Origin of the sequence: Brevundimonas sp., from assembly GCF_965227765.1 — a bacterium.
In the GTDB taxonomy this organism is placed as follows: Bacteria; Pseudomonadota; Alphaproteobacteria; order Caulobacterales; family Caulobacteraceae; genus Brevundimonas.
The window spans coordinates 1,310,114-1,327,394 of sequence record NZ_OZ245778.1; the positions used below are offsets into that span (position 1 = coordinate 1,310,114).

15 protein-coding genes are annotated in these 17,281 nt (G+C 65.6%); 7 read left to right on the forward strand and 8 right to left on the reverse strand.

Features of this window, described 5'->3' with window-relative positions:
- The first annotated feature begins 390 nt into the window (after nucleotides 1-390).
- The 3 genes from ACO05L_RS06240 (at nucleotide 391) to ACO05L_RS06250 (ending at nucleotide 5,074) form a co-directional block, all read left to right on the forward strand.
- On the forward strand, nucleotides 391-2,430 hold the full coding sequence (locus ACO05L_RS06240; RefSeq protein WP_421731308.1) for a phytase: 2,040 nt from the start codon (nucleotides 391-393) through the stop codon (nucleotides 2,428-2,430).
- A gap of 80 nt (nucleotides 2,431-2,510) precedes the next feature.
- Nucleotides 2,511-3,614, forward strand: a complete 1,104-nt coding sequence (locus ACO05L_RS06245; RefSeq protein WP_421731309.1) for an acyltransferase family protein — start codon at nucleotides 2,511-2,513, stop codon at nucleotides 3,612-3,614.
- Nucleotides 3,615-3,718: 104 nt separating this feature from the next.
- Nucleotides 3,719-5,074, forward strand: a complete 1,356-nt coding sequence (locus ACO05L_RS06250; RefSeq protein ID WP_421731310.1) for an exopolysaccharide biosynthesis polyprenyl glycosylphosphotransferase — start codon at nucleotides 3,719-3,721, stop codon at nucleotides 5,072-5,074.
- Here the strand turns inward: ACO05L_RS06250 and ACO05L_RS06255 are convergent.
- The 4 genes from ACO05L_RS06255 to ACO05L_RS06270 all read right to left on the reverse strand — a co-directional run bounded on the left by ACO05L_RS06255 (nucleotide 4,987) and on the right by ACO05L_RS06270 (nucleotide 9,699).
- Complete coding sequence (locus ACO05L_RS06255) at nucleotides 4,987-6,240, reverse strand: hypothetical protein (protein WP_421731311.1); 1,254 nt, start codon at nucleotides 6,238-6,240, stop codon at nucleotides 4,987-4,989. The genes ACO05L_RS06250 and ACO05L_RS06255 overlap by 88 nt on opposite strands.
- 80 nt (nucleotides 6,241-6,320) lie before the next feature.
- Nucleotides 6,321-7,085: a WecB/TagA/CpsF family glycosyltransferase gene (locus tag ACO05L_RS06260; RefSeq protein WP_421731312.1), complete on the reverse strand. Its 765-nt coding sequence runs from the start codon at nucleotides 7,083-7,085 to the stop codon at nucleotides 6,321-6,323.
- Nucleotides 7,082-7,786: a polysaccharide biosynthesis/export family protein gene (locus ACO05L_RS06265; RefSeq protein ID WP_421731313.1), complete on the reverse strand. Its 705-nt coding sequence runs from the start codon at nucleotides 7,784-7,786 to the stop codon at nucleotides 7,082-7,084. The genes ACO05L_RS06260 and ACO05L_RS06265 overlap by 4 nt, the downstream gene beginning before the upstream one ends.
- Entirely contained in the window at nucleotides 7,777-9,699 is a 1,923-nt protein-coding gene (locus tag ACO05L_RS06270; RefSeq protein WP_421731314.1) for a hypothetical protein, read from the reverse strand. The genes ACO05L_RS06265 and ACO05L_RS06270 overlap by 10 nt, the downstream gene beginning before the upstream one ends.
- Nucleotides 9,700-9,968: 269 nt before the next feature.
- Here ACO05L_RS06270 and ACO05L_RS06275 point away from each other — a divergent pair, with 269 nt between their 5' ends.
- Nucleotides 9,969-11,294, forward strand: coding sequence for a lipopolysaccharide biosynthesis protein (locus ACO05L_RS06275; protein ID WP_421731315.1), 1,326 nt, complete (start codon nucleotides 9,969-9,971; stop codon nucleotides 11,292-11,294).
- Here the strand turns inward: ACO05L_RS06275 and ACO05L_RS06280 are convergent.
- From ACO05L_RS06280 to ACO05L_RS06295, 4 genes are all read right to left on the reverse strand, one after another.
- Nucleotides 11,291-11,890, reverse strand: coding sequence for an FkbM family methyltransferase (locus tag ACO05L_RS06280; protein WP_421731316.1), 600 nt, complete (start codon nucleotides 11,888-11,890; stop codon nucleotides 11,291-11,293). The genes ACO05L_RS06275 and ACO05L_RS06280 overlap by 4 nt on opposite strands.
- A 266-nt stretch (nucleotides 11,891-12,156) precedes the next feature.
- On the reverse strand, nucleotides 12,157-12,939 hold the full coding sequence (locus ACO05L_RS06285) for an FkbM family methyltransferase (protein WP_421731317.1): 783 nt from the start codon (nucleotides 12,937-12,939) through the stop codon (nucleotides 12,157-12,159).
- A gap of 58 nt (nucleotides 12,940-12,997) precedes the next feature.
- The gene (locus tag ACO05L_RS06290) at nucleotides 12,998-13,825 is read right to left on the reverse strand and encodes an SGNH/GDSL hydrolase family protein (protein ID WP_421731318.1); all 828 of its coding nucleotides are present in this window, start codon (nucleotides 13,823-13,825) and stop codon (nucleotides 12,998-13,000) included.
- 29 nt (nucleotides 13,826-13,854) lie between these two features.
- Nucleotides 13,855-14,064, reverse strand: coding sequence for a hypothetical protein (locus ACO05L_RS06295; protein ID WP_421731319.1), 210 nt, complete (start codon nucleotides 14,062-14,064; stop codon nucleotides 13,855-13,857).
- Between the two features lie 130 nt (nucleotides 14,065-14,194).
- On the opposite strand from ACO05L_RS06295, the gene ACO05L_RS06300 reads away from it, so the two are divergent.
- The 3 genes from ACO05L_RS06300 to ACO05L_RS06310 all read left to right on the forward strand — a co-directional run bounded on the left by ACO05L_RS06300 (nucleotide 14,195) and on the right by ACO05L_RS06310 (nucleotide 17,278).
- Nucleotides 14,195-15,367, forward strand: a complete 1,173-nt coding sequence (locus ACO05L_RS06300) for a GNAT family N-acetyltransferase (protein WP_421731320.1) — start codon at nucleotides 14,195-14,197, stop codon at nucleotides 15,365-15,367.
- Nucleotides 15,364-16,290: a cupin-like domain-containing protein gene (locus ACO05L_RS06305; protein WP_421731321.1), complete on the forward strand. Its 927-nt coding sequence runs from the start codon at nucleotides 15,364-15,366 to the stop codon at nucleotides 16,288-16,290. Before ACO05L_RS06300 ends, ACO05L_RS06305 begins: the two co-directional genes overlap by 4 nt.
- Before the next feature lie 112 nt (nucleotides 16,291-16,402).
- The gene (locus tag ACO05L_RS06310; protein ID WP_421731322.1) at nucleotides 16,403-17,278 is read left to right on the forward strand and encodes a GIN domain-containing protein; all 876 of its coding nucleotides are present in this window, start codon (nucleotides 16,403-16,405) and stop codon (nucleotides 17,276-17,278) included.
- The last annotated feature ends 3 nt before the right edge of the window (nucleotides 17,279-17,281 follow it).

The following is a 17,281-nucleotide window of genomic DNA, read 5'->3' on the forward strand; positions in this document are numbered from 1 at the left end:
ACACATCGACCAGGTGGCTTGTTGACCGTAGGTTACGAACAAACTTTCCAAACTGCAACCAATATAGAATATTTCTTGCAGACTGTTTTTGGTCGGGTATCGTCGGGCTCAAGAGCGCGGTCAGGCCGCGGTCGCCAGTCCGCCGGATCGGTTCAAGTTGCTGATCTTCATGTGAAAAAACGTACGGGTTCTGACGATTGAACCTGGCCAAGGATAAGGCGGGGCAACGCCGATCAGGTGTTTCGAAGCGATATTTCGCTGACGGTCGCAAGCCTGACCGTCAGCGAGTTGTCAGGAACGCCTGTTAAGCCGCCGACACGATAGCGCCGTCCAACCGGATAGGCGTGGAACAGGGGAGTAGAGACGATGGCCGTTCGCAGGACCGCTGGAATGCTTATGAAATCGACGGCCATGGCCGCCGCCCTGGCCGTGATCGGCGCCTCGGCGATGGCTCAGGACGCCGGCCTTCCCACGGTGAAGGCGACGCTGGGCACGGCGCCCAGCGCATCGGGCGCGGTGGCGGCGGCGGTTCCATATCTGGACGGCGCAGGCGGTGGGTTCGTCGGTGCGACGGCCCTGGGCGGCCTGGAAGTCTATGACCGGGCGGGCGCTCGGGTCGGGTCGGCCCCGGCGGGCGAGGTTGGCGGGGTCGATGTGGCCTACGGCTTCGACATCGCAGGCCGCTCCTCCACGGTGGTGGCCGCCATCGACACGACCGATAACTCGCTGCGACTCTATCGTCTGGATGGCGCGACCCTGACCGAGGTCGGCGCTCGCTCGGTTCCGCTGGGCTTTGCGGCCGAGAACGTCTGCCTCTATCGCGGCATTCGCGACGGGGCGCTGTATGCCTTCGTCGTCGGTGACGGCGGAGAGATCGACCAGCAACTGATCTATGCCGATGCCAATGGTCGCCTAGATGCGCGTCAGATGCGCCGGTTGAACGTCATCTCCACCGTCAAGCAGTGCGCTGTCGATGCAGGGTCCGGCACGGTCTATGCGTCCGAGGAATCGGTCGGCGTCTGGCGGTTCGACGCCAACCCCGAGGCCTTCGCCGATCCGGTGCTGATCGACAGCCCGCGCTTCGGCAAGATCACCGAGGAGAGCGGCGGCCTGGCGGTCTATGACGGCGGCGAGGGCGCGCGCTGGCTGATCGCAGCCGACCCCAAGGGCGGACGGCTGAACGTCTATAATCGCGACCAGGACGACGCCTATGTAGGTTCGGTCACCGTGTCTGGCCTCGAGGGCGGCGAGGCGATCGGCGAACCCGGCCCGTTGTTCGCCCTCAGCCAGCCCATGCCCGGCTTCCCGTCCGGCCTGCTGCTGGTCACCGACGAGGACGGCTCCAACTTCAAGGCCGTCAGCTTTGCCGACATCGCCAGCGCCCTGAATATCACCACCGGTGCGCCGGTCGATCCGCGCGTCCGCGTCCAGCCGCCCGTGGTGACCGTCTTGGCCACGGTGGAGACTGCGCCGGTGTCCAGCTTTGGCGACGCCGCCGACGATCCCGCCATCTGGCAGCACCCGACCGATCCGAGCCTGAGCGCCGTCGTCGGCACCGATAAGAAGGGCGGCCTCTATGTCTATGACATGCAGGGGCGGGTCATTCAGGACCTGCGCGACGGCAAGATGAACAACGTCGACCTGCGCGATCACTTCATGCTGGGCGGCCACCCGGTGACCCTGGTCACGGCCAGCAATCGCACGGACAAAAGCATCGCCATCTACACCCTGGATCCGGCGACCCGGCAGCTGACCAATGTCGCCGACGGTGTGCAGCCCACTGAGCTGGACGATCCCTATGGCCAGTGCATGTACCGCGACCCTGCGACCGGCCGCACCTATGTCTTCATCAACGGCGACGACACCAGGAAGCGTCAGTGGGAGCTGGTCGACGCCGGCAACGGCAAGGTGCGGGCGGTGTTCGTGCGCGAACTGACCTTCGCCAGCCAGACTGAAGGTTGCGTCGCCGATGACGAGACCGGCGCTCTCTACGTCAACGAGGAGGATGTCGGGATGTGGCGGGCGCGCGCCGCAGCAGAAGGCGGCTCCGACATGACCCTGGTCCGCGCCGTAGCCGATCTGCCGACGACCAAGGACGACTATGAGGGGATCGGCATCTATGACCTGGGTGACGGGCGAGGCTACATCGTCCTGTCCAGTCAGGGCAACGACACCTATGCGGTGTTCCGTCGCGAGGGCGAGCAGGAGTATCTCGGCTCCTTCGCCGTGGCCGCCAATCCCCAGGCGGGCATCGACGGCATTTCGGAAACCGACGGGCTGGATATCTCCAGCCGCAATCTGGGACCGGGGTTCGAGCACGGCGCCATGGTCGCGCAGGATGGCCGTAACGTCCTTCCTGTCGAGAACCAGAACTACAAGTATGTGCCGTGGGAGAGTATCGCTCGCGCGCTGAACCTGGAGATGCGCTGACGCGAGCCAGCCCAATCGGCTACAACCTTAAGTAATGATCGGCGGGCTACCCTGCTCTCATAGAGAGTGTGGGAGCCCGCATGACCAATTCAGCCGACACCGTCCCGGCTTCCGTCGATCCTGGCGTCCCGCCTCGGGGACCGAAGGCCTTGATGTCCATTCAGTATCTGCGCGGCGTCGCGGCGCTGGGCGTCGTGGCCTGGCACGCGCAGAGCCAGATGGGGCTGGGCGAGACGCAGGTGCTCCAAGCAGGGATCGAAGTCTTCTTCATCGTCAGCGGCTATGTGATGTGGCTGATCCTGAGCGAGCGCCCGGTCTCGCCCGCGACCTTTCTGAGAAAGCGGATCACGCGGGTCGTGCCGCTCTACTGGACTTTGACGACGGTGATCCTGGTCATGCTGCTGGTGGCGCCCGGCATGTTGCAAAGCACCCGGTTCGATCCCGTTCACACCATCATGTCCTACCTGTTCCTGCCCTGGCCCAACCCGGTGGCGGAGTCGGGGCTGAAGCCGCTGATGATCCCCGGCTGGACGCTGAACTACGAGATGTTCTTCTACGCCCTGCTAGCGGCGGCGCTGGCGCTGCCTGCGCGGTGGCGGGCGGGGTTCACGGTCGGGACGCTCAGCCTTCTGGGGGCGATGTCCCTGTTGCCGCTGGGGCCGATCGCCCATTTCTACGCCTCGCCCTTCATGATCGAGTTCGTGCTGGGCATCGGCCTGGCCATGGTTCTTCCTCGTCTGCCGCTGGCGGTGCGTCGCTTAGGCCGATGGTCCTTTGGCCTGGGTCTCATCCTGCTGTTGGCGGTGGGATCTGCGCCCGGAGCGGAGCAGTTTCGTCTGGTGACCTTCGCCATTCCCGCGACCCTGATCGTGGGCGGCCTAGTGGCCTGGGAAGAGACAGGGGGTCTGCCGCGCCTGAGCCTTCTGAAGATGCTGGGGGATGCGTCCTATCCGCTCTATATGCTCCATCCCATTCTGCTGTCGGCGATGGCCCAGGCGTGGCGAGCATTCGGGGCGACCGACCTGTCGCCTTGGGTCTATGTGTTGGTGTCGCTTATTGTCGCGTCGGGGGTCGGGTATCTGGCCCACGTCACGCTGGAACGCCCCTTGATCAAGATGTTCCAGCGCCCGCCGCGACGACCGTCTGCGGCGGGCGCGGCGGCGGCCCAAGGCGCGCAGCCATGAGCGCGCCGATGCTCTTTGACAGCCGTCCGCACGGTTTCGAGCGACGCCGTCGAGCTCGCGTTCGGCCCCATGCGCCTCACCCCGCCGTGCGGCTATCCCTCGGCATGATCAATCGGTTGGTGCGGGTCGCCGACGGGTTGGTGGCGGCGACTGTGATCCTGACCATCAGGGCGGTCGGCCCTGGCGAGCCCCGGCTGCAGACGCTGATCGCCACGGCTGTCTCGGCGGTGATCTTCGTCGCTGTGCTCGACGCCGTAGAGGGATACCGCGTCGAACGTTATCGGCGGCCCGTTTCGCAGGCTTTGGAGTTGATGCTCGGCGCCGTCATGGCGCTGTCAGCCGGGCAGGTGCTGCTGGCTCCACTGTCAGCTACGGCGCTGATGGCGGGCTTCTTGGCGCTGACGTCGGCCCTCATGATCGAGCGGGCGCTCGCGGATCAGGCCGTGTACGCCTTGGGGCGGTCGGGGCTTCTGCGGCGACGGGTCGCCATCGTCGGGGCCACAGCCATCGCCGACCATATCCTCAGCCGTATCCGCAGTCCTGAGGCACAGGGCGACTACGAAAGCGTGGGACTGTTTGACGACCGCGCCGCGGATCGGCCGCGGACTGGACAGGGACCAATCACCGGCAATATCGCCGACCTGCGTCGTTTGGCGCAGAACAGCCGGATAGATCTGATCGTCCTGGCGTTGCCCTGGCGAGACACGGAACGACTGTTCCAGCTGGGTGAGAAGGTCCAGTGGATCTCGGCAGACATTGTCACGCCGGTGGACGACCCCGGTTTCCTGAGCCGGTCCAGCGTGATCACCCAGATCGCTGGCCTGCCTGCTTTGCAACTGACGCGGCATCCCTTCAGGGGCACTCAGGGACTGGTAAAGCTGGTGCAGGACTATGTGGTGGCGGCCGTGGGGCTGTTACTCGCCGCCCCGGTCATGCTGGCCGCCGCCGCGGCTCTCCGTCTGAGCGGGGGTGGACCGATCCTGTTTCGTCAGCAGCGGATCGGCTTCAACGGGCGGCCCTTCTGCATCTACAAATTCCGTTCGATGTCGGTGGAGGTCGGCGACGACGGGGCAGGCGTCGCGTGCCGGGACAATCCGCGTGTGACCAAGCTCGGCGCATTGCTGCGACGGACCTCGATCGACGAACTACCCCAGTTGTTCAATGTTCTGCGTGGCGAAATGTCGATCGTCGGACCCCGACCGCATGTCGCCAACATGAGGATCGCGGACGGTCCCTATGCAGACTTGGTCCGCACCTATGCCGCGCGGCACCAGGTCAGACCCGGCATCACCGGCTGGGCCCAGATCAACGGGATGCGGGGGGGGATCGACACGCTGGACAAGGCGAGGCGGGGCGTCGATCTGGACCTGCACTATATGCGCAACTGGTCGCTGCAACTGGATGTGCGGATCATCCTGCGAACCCTCACTCTGCATATGGCCGGGTCGGACGTGTTCTGACGCAAGCCGCCAGCCCACCATGCGCCCAGGGCCAGACAGGTCGCCAGTTCGCCGGGAGATAGGACGACCGAGACGATCGGCGACACGACCAGCAGAAACAGACTGTAGTCGAACAGCGCCTGTTGCAGAGGCGCGCCCGACCTCGCCGCGTTCCAGCACAGGCGGATCGCCGTCAGGTGCAGGGCCAGCATCAGCGCGGCGCCGATCAGGCCGTACTCGAACACGACGCCCAGCCAGCCCAGGTCGGAGAGGAAGAAAAAGTCCATGCCGACGATGTCGCCCAGGCTGACCTCGCCAATCCGGGTCGTGCTGCCGACGCCGGTGATCCAGCGCCAGGGCTCGGCGTTGAGGAAGGCGACGGCGGCTCTGGCCTCTTCCTGGCGCATGGAAAGAGACCCGCCGAGGCTTTCGATCACCGAGTCCTGCAGCCATAGCCAGGCCGGGACAGCGGTCGCCAAGATGAGAGCGAGCAAGGCGGCGAAGGCCGGGGCCCGCCACCGCTTCATGCTAAGGACGGCGCCCAGGACGAGACCGATGACAGTCCCTGCAATCTGCGCCCTCTGCTTGTAGATCAACATCAGCGTCAGCAGCCCGGCCAGCATCAGCGCCGCTTTCCAAACGGCAGGCCGGCGCCAGAAGGCTCGGTTCAACGCGAACAGACCCAGGATAGCGAACATCGAGGGGGCGTTGATTCGCCGGCCGCGCTCGGGGTCGGAGAGAAACACCTTGGTGTGCTCGATGCCCTTTTCGAACGCGGAGGAGGGGGCCAGTACCCAGGCGCCGATCAGAAAACCGAAAGTCGCCGCCGCCAGGATGCAAATGGCGCGGCGCATATCGTCGTCGGTCGGCCTCATCAGCGTCAGGCAGGCCAGGCCGCCGAGTGCGCCGCTCAGGGGCCATATCTTGACCGAGGCGGCCAGGGCGCCGACGGCGTCATTGCCCAACTGGGCGACACTGATGAAGGCGGCGAACGCCATCAGCCAGGCACAGGCGCCCAACAGCAGGGGCAAGAAGCACGGGCTGAGACGCAGAGCCGCCCAGATCGCCAGCGGCGCGGTCAGGACCGGCCAGGCCTTGGACAGAAGATAGGCGGGCGGCGCGTCGATCACATATTGGAAGCTGCCGACAAACAGCGGCAGTCCGATCAGCAGGGCTGCGGTTCTCACGGTCGTGGCTGGCGGTCGACGCGCTGACGCGGCCGCGACCGTTGAGGCGCCTATGATGCGACCTGGCGCGCAGGGATCGGTCACGTCGAGCGCGGGTGCGCCGCCTTCTCCTTCAGCGCGATCCACAAAATTGGGAGGGATTCGATGAAGACGCGGCGGAAGTGACCGATGGGGCGCTGGGCCAGACGGTAGGCCCATTCCAGATTGGCGACGCGGATCACCAGCGGCGCGCGGCGGATGCGGCCGGTCAGGAAGTTCAGCGCGCTACCGACGCACAGCGCCACGCCGGTCAGCCCGGGCGAACCGACCAGCCGCCGAGCCAGGATTTCCGACTGCGGGGCCCCTACGACCAAGAAGATATAGCGGGCAGGGTGGGTGCGGATGAAGTCCAGGCAGGCTTCAATCTGGATTTCATCGCGATAGAACCCGAACGATGGTTCGTGCCGCGCGATGGCGCGCAGGCCGAAACGCTCGCGCAACTGAACCTCCAGCCGCGGGTCACCGCCGATGACGACGATGGGCGTGTCCGGCGCCATGCCAACCTCGAACAACCGCGCCACCAGATCGCTGCCCACCGCCAATGGCAACTCGACGCCCCACAGCCGGCGCGACAGCAGGCGCAGGATCCGGCTGTCGTTCAGCGTCATCCAGGCGCCGGCTTGGCCTTGCCGAAAGCGGACGTCGCCACGATACGCCGCCACGACATGCTGGGCGTTTGGGGTGACGACATAGGCAAAGGGCGATGCCGGTTCGCGCGCGACGATGCGGCGAACGGCGTCCTCCAGGTCCAGCGGGGTGAAGGTAATGCCCAGGAAGTTGCGGCGGGGCAGGGCGATTTCGCTCATCGCAGACCCTCGGTGACATTGGTGATCGAGACGGAGCGGTTGAACGGCAGCATCCGGTCGATGTGCTGGTCGATCCACAGATTGACCTCGGCCACTCGACTGCGGGGAACGAAGACGATGTCTTCTGACGCCAGGAGAATGGCTTCCGAGGTCGCGCCGTCAGACAGGAAGCGACGAAGGTCGACAGTTCTGAGCATGGGCGGCGCGCCATCGCGCTGGCGGATGATGATCACCTGGTCGACACGGCTTTCGGGCGAGAACCCGCCCGCCAGCATCACGGCCTCCAGCGGCGACGGCCGGGCTGGAAGGGGATAGGCTCCTGGCCGGGCGACGGCGCCCCCGACGATGACCCGGGCCGACCGCGCCTCGGTCACCGCCAGGGTGACGACGGGCGTTCTCAGGGTGCGGCCGGCGGCGTGGCGGATGTCGTTTTCGAGTCGGGCCGTGGTCAGGCCCTGAGCGGAGATCCGGCCACCTGCGCGCAGGTTTATGGCGCCGTCGGGTTCGACCACGGCGTCCTGGCTCATCTCGGGTGTCATCAGAAAATCGACGCGGACCCGGTCGCCAGCACCCAGGCGATAGGCCGGCGCTGCAGAAGACCATGGGGCGAACCCGGTCGGTTCGCGCTCGACGGGCTGGATAGAGCCGCATCCGCCGAACGCCAGGAGCGCGAGCCCCAGCAGCAAGGGTTTCAAAGCCATCGGTAGATCGCCTCCGGGATGTAGCGCCGCCTTTGGATGAAGAGGAAGCCCAATAGGTCGCCACCTGCGCTCAGGACCGTGTCGCGCATCCGAGCGGCTACCGGCCCGCGCGTGACCTCTGCCGTGATCATCAGCAGGTTGGCGTCGGCGACGGAATGTCGTCTGAGGGCCGCCGGGCTGTCGAAGGGACCATCGGCGGCGATGATGACGCGAGCGAAGGCGTTTCGAAGCAGGATCATGGTCCGCCCCAGATCCTCGATGGAGGATCTGGCGTCGCCAATCGACGATGTCCCGGGCGCGACCGCTGCCCACAGGGCCGGCTCGCCCATTTGAGCAACATCCAGATGGCCGGGGCCAGTCGGTAGCCGACGAAGGTTCTGGGGTGATGCGGACGCTCGATAGCGGTCGGCCATGTCGCCATCGATCAGCAGCACCTGACCTTCGCCGCGTCGAGCCATGGCGCGCGCCAGGGCCAGGGCCAGTCGCGCCCTGGACGTCGGGTCCTCCCCGAGAATCTGCACGATCCGGACGGGCTGGGCGTCGATGCGAACGTCGGCCAGCCGGTCGGCCAGGCGATCTGCGGCCTTCGACCCCGCCAGGGACCGCCAAGCGCTTTCGTGCGCGTCGAAATCCATGAAGCGCGGCACGCGCAGAGCCCGTTCCGCCTCATCCGGGGTGATGAAGGTCTGGCGCAGCACGGTGGCGACCGTGACGGCGACGATGGCGGCGGCGATGCCCAGCAACAATCCCGCCAGCGCCAGCGCCGGCCGAACACTGCGTCCCCGCAGCGGCGCAGTCGGAGGCTGCACGACACGTAGGCTGGTGGAGTGGTCATCGAGAGCCTGGTCCTCGATCCTGGACCCGGCGCGGCTGACCAGCAGGGCGCGGTAAATGGTTTCGGAAGCCGCGCGACTGCGTTCCAGATCATGCAGCCGCATATCCGCCTCGCGCAGCTGGTTGGCCCGCTGCCGCACCGCTTCGACCTGGGCGGCCAGTTCGGCGGCCTGGCGCGAGACCGCGTCCCGCTCGATCGCCAGACCGGCCCGGCGCGAAGCGAGTTCACTGATGACGGGGTTGCGAACGGTGCGTTCGCTGCTGCGGATATCCAGGTTGTTTTCGGCGATCTGGGTTTGGGCAGAGGCGATCTTGGCGTCTAGCTCGATCAGGCCGGGCCAGTCGGCGGCATACTGGGCCGCGACATGGGTGCGCTCCTGGCGAAGACGCAGCAGCGTATTGCGGGCCTCGTCATTCGGTGTGGCGTTGGTGCGTTCCTGGCTGTCCAACACGCGCGCTGGCTCGCGGCTGAGGGTGCGGTCGGTGGCGATGAGCTCGGCGCCGACGACCGAAAGGCGTTCGCGGGCCTGGGCCATTCGGCCGGTTAAACCGTCCAGCCTGTCCGAGGTCAGGGCGACATCCTTGGTGATGTCGAGCACGTCGTAGTCGAGACGGACGCGCTGGATTTCCGCCTCGGTCGCGTCAAGCATCGCGGCGTAATGCTCGATCTGGCCATCCTGCCTGCCGCCGCCACCGTTCAGGTAGAGAAGGCTGCGGCGGGCGACGTAGGCCGCCGATACGGCCTCGACCGCCGCCAGGGCGCGCTCGCGGTCAGGGCTGGTGAAGGCGATGCGGATCACGCTGGAGCGGGGCTTCACACCGACCGACAGGTCACGATTGAATCGTTCCAGGGTTCGGCGCTCCGCTCTGGCCCTCAGGACCCTGTCGACCCGGTTGCGAAGACCGGTCGAAGGCGGTTCGGGCGACATCCGGTCGAGGGCGTCGGTGATGACGGGCTGACTGCGGATGATGGCCACATCGGACTGCAGCGCGCGGTCGACCGCCTCTTCACCCTGATACGGTCGAGGTTCGCCCAGGCCATCCTGCGACGCTTCGGCTGCCCCGACCCGGAGGAGCAACGATGTTTCGGCGGTGTACGTCGGTGGGGTGATCAGGGCCGCAAACAATCCCAGAGCCAGTCCGAGTCCAAGACAGCCTAAAATCGTCTTAAGATTGTATAGTGCGTGTATCAGGCCGATCCTCATGGAGAATGATCCGCGCAGCTCGAGATTGCTTGTCGGCTTTGAAACATCATTAATATCAATAAGAGATTCCAGTTGTTGCTCTCTCGATCAAACATCAGGTCCGGCCTTGACGCCCGCATAGGTAGCATTTGATGGTAAACGAGATGCAACCATGGCGAGGTCGGATCGGCAGGGTTCTGCGGGCAGGACCGTCACGTCGGCGTCTGTTCGATATTGGGACCTCGCTGGGCGCGCGCGGCCTGGAGGCGGGTGCAAAGTTTGGTCTCTACGCCCTGGCGGCCCGGGGCCTGGGAGGGCATGACGCGGGGCGTTTCTTTCTGGCCCTGAGCCTGGTCCACATTGTCGGGACTTTGGGGCGGTTGGGGCTGGAAAAGCCGTTGACCCGCCATGTTGCGGCGGAACTGGGTATCGGACGGCCCCGGGACGCGCTCGACACGGCCTTGCGAGGCGGACTGGTGGTTCTGGCCGCAAGCACGGGAGCGGCGATCCTTCTGGCCACGATCGGGCCTGTCGTGGCCCGCGAGGTGCTGAGCCGCGCCGACCTCGAACCCGTGCTGTGGCTGATCGCCCTGATCGTGCCCATCCAGAACACGGCCTATGCTATGGCCTACGTCCTGATCGGGTTGGAGCGCAGCGTCGCCGCCCAGGTGGTGATGAACGCCCTGACTCCTCTCGTGTGCCTGATCGCCATGGTGTTCGGCGTAAGGTCCCTGGACGGCCTGTTGACGACCTATGCCTTGGCCTATGCTGGATGTGTGGTCTTGGGAGGTGCGGTTCTGCTGGCCGAGATCAAGCGACCGCGTGTTGAGAGTGCGTTACAACATGCGCCGCTGCCCAGCCTGAGGGTCAGCGCCATGCCGCTGTTCGTGGTGGAGACGGCGCAGGCCGCGCTGCTGAGCGTACCGGTGCTGTTGCTGGGCGCGTTCGCCGATCCGACTTCTGTCAGCGTGTTCAGCCTGTGCAACAGACTGTCGATGCTGGTGGCGACCGTAGTGCTCAGTCTCGGTGCGATGGCGGCGCCGGCCTATGCTCGTCATTACCGGCTGGGCCAGTGGGCAGCGCTGCGCCGGGAGGATGACCGCAACCGGCTGGCATCCGCCAGTATCGGTCTGCCGCTGATCCTGGCGCTGGCCGTAGGAGCCGCGCCCTTGCTCAATGCGCTGGGTGTTGATCCAGCGGCTGGAGTTCCGGTGCTGTTGATCCTGCTGGCAGGGCAATTGGTGTTCTGCCTATTGCCGTCACAAGACCTTATCCTGGCCATGGCGGGGGAGGGGCGGGTGCTGAGGACGCTGAGCCTGTGGCAGTTGGCGCTGTGCACCTGTCTGTGTGTGCTCGTCATCCCGATCGCGGGGCCGGTTGGGGCGGCTTTGGTCAGTTCGGGAACATGGATGCTGGGAGCGATCAGCCTGGCCTTGGCGGTGCGGCGACGTATCCCGCAGCTCCGCCAGCGTGCGGGCGAGCCGGTCTAGCCGAGGGCCGTCTGTCTCAGTTTATGGACGGCCAGCAGGTTGCAGAAGTCCTCGGGCGGCTGGCTGATCGGCACGAAAGCCCCGTCGCGCAGGCGCAGAAAGCGATAGCCGCACTCCGCCAGCAAATCCCAGGCCTCGCCCGCCGCTCCGCCTTGGCCTCCGGCGTTCAAATGAGCGTTGCATTCAAACAGAATGGCCGGGCGCAGGCGGGCCAGTACGTCGCGAGCCCCCGCGATCACCATGGGCTCGGCGCCCTCGACGTCGATTTTGATCAGGTCGATGCGCGAAAGCGCCTTGATCGTGGTCAAGCGGTCCAGCGTGATGGTTTCGACCTGCTCGCCGTCAATCGCGCGTTCGTTTGGCACCAATGAGAAGGCCTGAGGGTCATGGCCCAAGGGCACATGGTGCAGAACGGCCGTTCCGTTGCGGTCGGACGCTGCGAGCCTGAGGGGCTCGACCCATGTGAAGGCGTTGAGGAGGAGGTTGTCGGTAAGGTGGTCGAAGGCCTCTCGGCCGGGCTCGAGCGCCAGGACACGGCCAGCCTGCCCAACGAGCCGCGCGCCTTTCAGACTGTAGAGGCCGATATTGGCGCCCACGTCGATGAAGACATCACCGGGCCTGAGCAACTGGTCCAACTCGCGTAACTCGGGCTCGACCCAATCGCGCAGCAGGAAAGCGGTGACCGCCGTGTAGCGTAGGCCTAGCGGGGGTCTGAGGCGTTCGCCAAAGCGGGTCAACGAAAACACAGGTCGCCGACGAAAGGCCGCCGAGCCGGTCAAAATCCCGGCACGCCAGACAACGCGGGCAGGATCGGCGCGGAAGGCGGGCTCAGCAGCCAGCTTTCGGAGGCGGCGGAACAGGCTCATATCTTCCGTCCAGATCGAGGTTGCGCGCCTGAAGCCCGGACCGATGTCAGGGTAGCGAGCGTCATGCAGATCATGTTTTCGCGTGTCGTCGCACCCGCCTCGAAACTCCCGCTGCGTAGGCGCACCTCGACATAGCCGAGCTTGTCGAGAAGGTCGGTGACAGACGGGTTGTCATAGAACCGCTCAATCAACAGAACCGGCGTATGCGTCCTCAGGGTCTCGACGGCGCCCTGCAGGACCTCGTGCTCGCAACCCTCTACGTCGATCTTGATGAGAGTGGGCCTCAGGTTGAAGCTGTCGAGGGGGCGTGTCAGGCAGATCTGTTCTGCGATCGCCAGGCGCTCGGGATCGAAGCCGAACAGGGTCTTGTCCGAGAGATAAAGGCTGGCCGTCTCGCGTGAGAACGTCGCCAGACCGTCGTAGGCGAAGCCGCGATAGGTGGGTGTGTGCAGCACCCTTGCACCTTCGGTCTCGCCCAGGCCGACGTTGATCAGTCTCAGACCCGTTCGCGATCCAAAACGCCGTACAAGCCAGCGGAACATGGCTGGGTCAGGCTCGAACGAGACGATAGGCACATCAGGCCGATAGTGGCGCATCGACAGGATGCTCTGGCCGCGATTGGCTCCAATATCCAGGAACAGGTCGTCGTGTCGCGCCGGCAGCCGCGCGATGAAGCGGAAGTCCCGATCATGGACAAGGCCGAACGTCTGGCGAACAGAATGATAGGCGAGGTTCTTGGGCTCGCGCAGCCAGGGCGCATAGTTCTGTGCCGTCCTCATCGCCTTGCGTATCAAAATATCCTCCCGTTATCAGGGAAGATAATCGCTACGAGTTAACCTAAGGTTGTTTCGAGGTCTTCGAAGTTGCGTCCGGCCGGAGGGCTTGAGCGAGGGTTTCGGCGGTCAGGGCAGCCCAGCAGGCATAACCCTCATCATTCAGATGCAGGCCGTCGGGGCCGACGCCGCCGCGTGTGAGACGATCCCAGCCGCGCATGGCCTCGAACCGACGCTGCACGGCATAACCGATGCGGCTTCCCTCCAGGGCGATGAGGCGGGCGGTCTCTGCCAGAGGAGCGTTCATCTGGCCGAAATTCACATTGTTGGCGTCTTCGGGCAGGCGCTGGGGATCGACCAGCAGAACGTCCACCCCTGCTTGGCCCAAGATGGCCGATCCGCGATGCAGGTCCGAGACGATCGCGCTCCATGGCCGGGCGCGCAGGATGTCATTCGTGCCGATCTGCCAGATGACCAGGTCCGGTTTGTAGGCCGCGATTTCCGCTTCGAGACGGTTGGCGGTCTCCCAGGCCGTCTCGCCGCCACGTCCCCGGTTGATCACGGTGACGGAGATATCGGTTAGCCGCTGTTGCAGGTCTGCCTGCAGCAGGGGAACGAAGCCGAACTCCACCCGACTGGCGCCAATGCCCTCAATGCTGGACGAGCCGATGGCGAGGATGGTCAAGTGACCCGCTTCAACCGCCATGCGGCTTCGCAGCAGACCGTCCCCGGCCAGCACCAGACTGTCGCTGCTGACTGGACAGGCTGGCGCGTCCAAGGCCGGGGCTTCCGACGGCAGGGGGATCACGGGTTCGCTCGCCGAGGGCGACACGGCTTGGGCGCGAGCCGATCCGGCGACGGCGGCCAGAAGAGCGCCGGCCCCGAAACCCACAAGGGCGGTCAGCAGAAAAGTGCTGCGTCTCAGTTTTCTTCTCCGGTCGCGGGATCGGTGGCGGTTTCGCCGGAATTGCTGGAGCCCTCGGACCCGGCGGGTTCGGTTGCAGGGCGGGGCGGTTGACCATCCGCGTCGGGACGCAGGTTCTCGTTCTCGGTCGCGCGATCCTTGGGGCGATTGGGGGTGGTGGGCTGGGTCATCGGGCGTTCCTGATTATCCATGGTGGAGACGTTCACGGCAACGCTCCGTCGCGGCGGAAGCTCCCGCAAGGATCCGTTCACCATCCCGCTAAACCGTCCTGAAACAGGAGGCGGGGCAGGTTGGCCCCAGGAATCGGCGCGTGGCCGGTCCGCTTCGGAGCGCCGCATGGCCGGAATACTGCAGGTCGAGATCGTCAAGCCGGATGCGCTGAGCGTTGCAGACGTGGCGATGTGGCGGGAAATGGTCGCCTCCAATCCCGATCTGGCCAGTCCCTATTTCCGACCCGAGTTCACACGTATCGCGGGTTCGATCAGTCCGAACGCCGCCGTCGCGATCTTCCGGCGCGGCGACCAGATCGTGGGCTTCTTCCCTCATCAGCGCCGTGGCGGGACGATCCAGCCCCTGGGTGCGCCGATGAACGATTATCACGGCGTCATCGCCCGACCCGGTGAAGCGCCAGATCTGGATACTGTCGCCTGCCTGCTGGACGCGCCCTGTCTGAGGGTCGGCGCCTGGGTCGGAGACGCGCCTGATGCCGAGACGCGCGAGACCCTGATGGTGTCGATGCCTGAAGAGGGCTTCGAGGCCTGGTATGCTGAACGCCGCCAGACCTGGGGCAAGTATTTCAAGGACAAGGAACGCGCCCGCCGCAGCTTGGCGACGGAGCTGGGCGAGGTGAGGGTCGAGCGCAATCTGCGCGATCCCGCGCTGCTGGACGAGCTGATCGCCCTGAAGCGCGACCAGTATCGGCGTACTGGACGACACGACATCTTCGACTGTGGTTGGACCGCCGACCTGCTGCACGCGCTGCTGCAGGCCCATGGCGAGGATGACTTCGGCGCCTCGATGGCCGCGATGTGGGCGGGCGGCAAGCTGACTGCGGTCGAGTATTCGCTGCATGCAGGCGGCCGCTATCACTTCTGGTTCCCGGTGTATGAGCCGTCCCTTGCCCGCTGCTCGCCTGGCATTCTGCTGAGCATGGACACGATGCGGCTGGCGTCCGAGCATGGCTATCGCGTGTTCGACTTCGGCTTCGGCGGCGAGGGCTACAAGAAATACTTCTGCAATGTCACACAGAGCGTCGGCGAGGCCGTGGTGCTGCGTCGGGGTCTGAGCCTCAGTGTCTCGAACGCGGCTGTTGGCTTGTTGAATACGGCGGGCAAGGCGCGCGGCGACCGCTTGAGGACCAGCGTGCGGCGTCGCTGGGCGGCCATCGAGGCTTGCGAGACCACGCCGATGAACCGTTTCAAGGGGGCTGTCGCCGCGGCCCAGGTGGCCCTGCACAAGGGCGCCGACCGCGCGGCCACGCGCATGGCCCAGCCCGAGGTGACGGGATGAGAGACATCGTCATGCAGCCGGAAACCCGGACCCGCTATCCCGGCCCAATCACCGAGGCGAAGAAGCATTCGCATCGTCTGGTGGAGAAGGGGTTCGCCACCGATGAGGCTCTCGCCCAGGTGCTGGATCGCTATCCGACCGAGCTTTTCGACATCAATCTGTACGACTACGACGACGAAGGTCAGGTGTCGCTGCGCACCGGTGCTCGAGGCAAGCTGTCGGGCGACAAGCTCCTGGAGGCGATCCAGGCCGGGAGGCTTTGGGTCAATCTAAGAAACGCCGAGAAGGGCTGTCCCGAGCTGTGGGCTGCGTCGATGGCCGAGTTCGCCAATATTCAGGCGGCCTATCCCGGAATGCGGGCCGTAACCAACGCCGGTCAGCTGATCATCTCGTCCCCGGTGGCCAAGGTGCCCTATCATTTCGACGCCGCCGGCGTGGTGCTGTTCCATCTGCGAGGCAGGAAGCGGATCTTCGTCTACCCTGGCGACGAACGCCATCTGCCTGAGCGGAACATGGAACAGGTGGTGGCGCGACAGACGACCGAGGAACTGCCCTATGTTCGCGCCTTCGAGACCGACGCTCAGGTCGTGGACCTGGAGCCGGGCGAGGCCCTGACCTGGCCGCTGTACGCGCCGCATCGGGTCGATAACCTGGACAAATTCTGCGTCTCCCTATCGATGGACTTCCAGACCTGGGGGTCGCGGTTCCGCAACGGCGCACTCTATACCAATGCCGTGATCCGCAGCCGGGGCGGCAGGCCTCGCTTCACCGACGGCATGAGCGAGCCGGAACTGGCCGCGCGCTGGGCCGCGTCCCTGGCATTGAAGCGAGTAGGCGGGCTCAAGAGCAAGCTGTCCGACTTCCAGCGCGACTTCGAGCCCGAGATTGGCGTCGCGGATGGAGCGGGCGCGCTACGCGGCTAACGGGCTCCAAGTCGTGGTCTCAGGTTAAATCGGCGTCATGACGTGGAGTTAAAATGACATCGGCCGCCAGGCAGGCCACCTTTCCGCCAACATTCGGAGAGGAACCGACGTCATGAAAGCCATTCTCGTATCCGCCGCCTCGCTGGCGCTTTTGGCCATTGCTGCAGCGCCTGCAGCCGCCGGTGACGGACCTGACGTCCACGTCAAGAACGCCGTCGCCCGCATGGTGGTGATCGTCGAAGACCGCGCTGACATCGCCGTAGAGATCGAACCGGGCGCCGCTGGCCTGGCGGTTCCTCGCGTCACGCGCCGCGGGAACGACGTTCGCATCGAAGGTGAACTGGGGCGTGGCGCCATCCGCAGCTGTGAGGGCTCGACCGGTCCGGCCCGGCAACCCGGCGAGGGCGCAACGGTCCAGCTGCGTCGCCAGGGTCGCATGAATATGTCGGCGGCTCCCCTGATCGTTGTCCGCACGCCGCGCGACGTGGACGTCAATATCGAGGGCGGTGCGGTGTTCGGCGCCGTGGGGCGCGGCGCTTCCAGCATTTCGCTGGGCAATGCCGGCTGCGGCGACTGGACCGTGGCCAATACGGACGGACGGCTCGAGCTGTCGCTGGCGGGGTCCGGAGATATGTGGGCAGGGACATCGGGCGCGCTTGAGGTCAGCCTGGCAGGATCGGGCAGTATCGCCGCGGGCGCTACCCGCGATCTGGAAGCCGCCATCGCCGGTTCAGGCAATATCACTGTGGCGCGCGTCGACGGGGCGGTCGAGGCCAGCATCGCTGGATCCGGCAATGTCACGGTGCGGGGAGGGGACGTCGGCGCCGTCGAGGCCAGCATTGCCGGATCGGGCGATGTCCACGTCAACGCTCGCGTCGCCTCGGTCGAAGCCAGCATCGTCGGCTCGGGCGACGTTCATGTGCAGGCGGTGTCCGGAGCCGTGTCCCAGAGCGTGATGGGGTCGGGCCGCCTGAACATTGGCCAATAGAGA

Bases quoted from the DNA above. Each gene is read 5' to 3' on its own strand.
- ACO05L_RS06240 (WP_421731308.1), top strand. From the start codon at position 391: ATGCTTATGAAATCGACGGCCATGGCCGCCGCCCTGGCCGTGATCGGC.
- ACO05L_RS06245 (WP_421731309.1), top strand. From the start codon at position 2,511: ATGACCAATTCAGCCGACACCGTCCCGGCTTCCGTCGATCCTGGCGTC.
- ACO05L_RS06250 (WP_421731310.1), top strand. From the start codon at position 3,719: ATGATCAATCGGTTGGTGCGGGTCGCCGACGGGTTGGTGGCGGCGACT.
- ACO05L_RS06260 (WP_421731312.1), bottom strand. From the start codon at position 7,085: ATGAGCGAAATCGCCCTGCCCCGCCGCAACTTCCTGGGCATTACCTTC.
- ACO05L_RS06265 (WP_421731313.1), bottom strand. From the start codon at position 7,786: ATGGCTTTGAAACCCTTGCTGCTGGGGCTCGCGCTCCTGGCGTTCGGC.
- ACO05L_RS06275 (WP_421731315.1), top strand. From the start codon at position 9,969: ATGCAACCATGGCGAGGTCGGATCGGCAGGGTTCTGCGGGCAGGACCG.
- ACO05L_RS06285 (WP_421731317.1), bottom strand. From the start codon at position 12,939: ATGAGGACGGCACAGAACTATGCGCCCTGGCTGCGCGAGCCCAAGAAC.
- ACO05L_RS06300 (WP_421731320.1), top strand. From the start codon at position 14,195: ATGGCCGGAATACTGCAGGTCGAGATCGTCAAGCCGGATGCGCTGAGC.
- ACO05L_RS06305 (WP_421731321.1), top strand. From the start codon at position 15,364: ATGAGAGACATCGTCATGCAGCCGGAAACCCGGACCCGCTATCCCGGC.
- ACO05L_RS06310 (WP_421731322.1), top strand. From the start codon at position 16,403: ATGAAAGCCATTCTCGTATCCGCCGCCTCGCTGGCGCTTTTGGCCATT.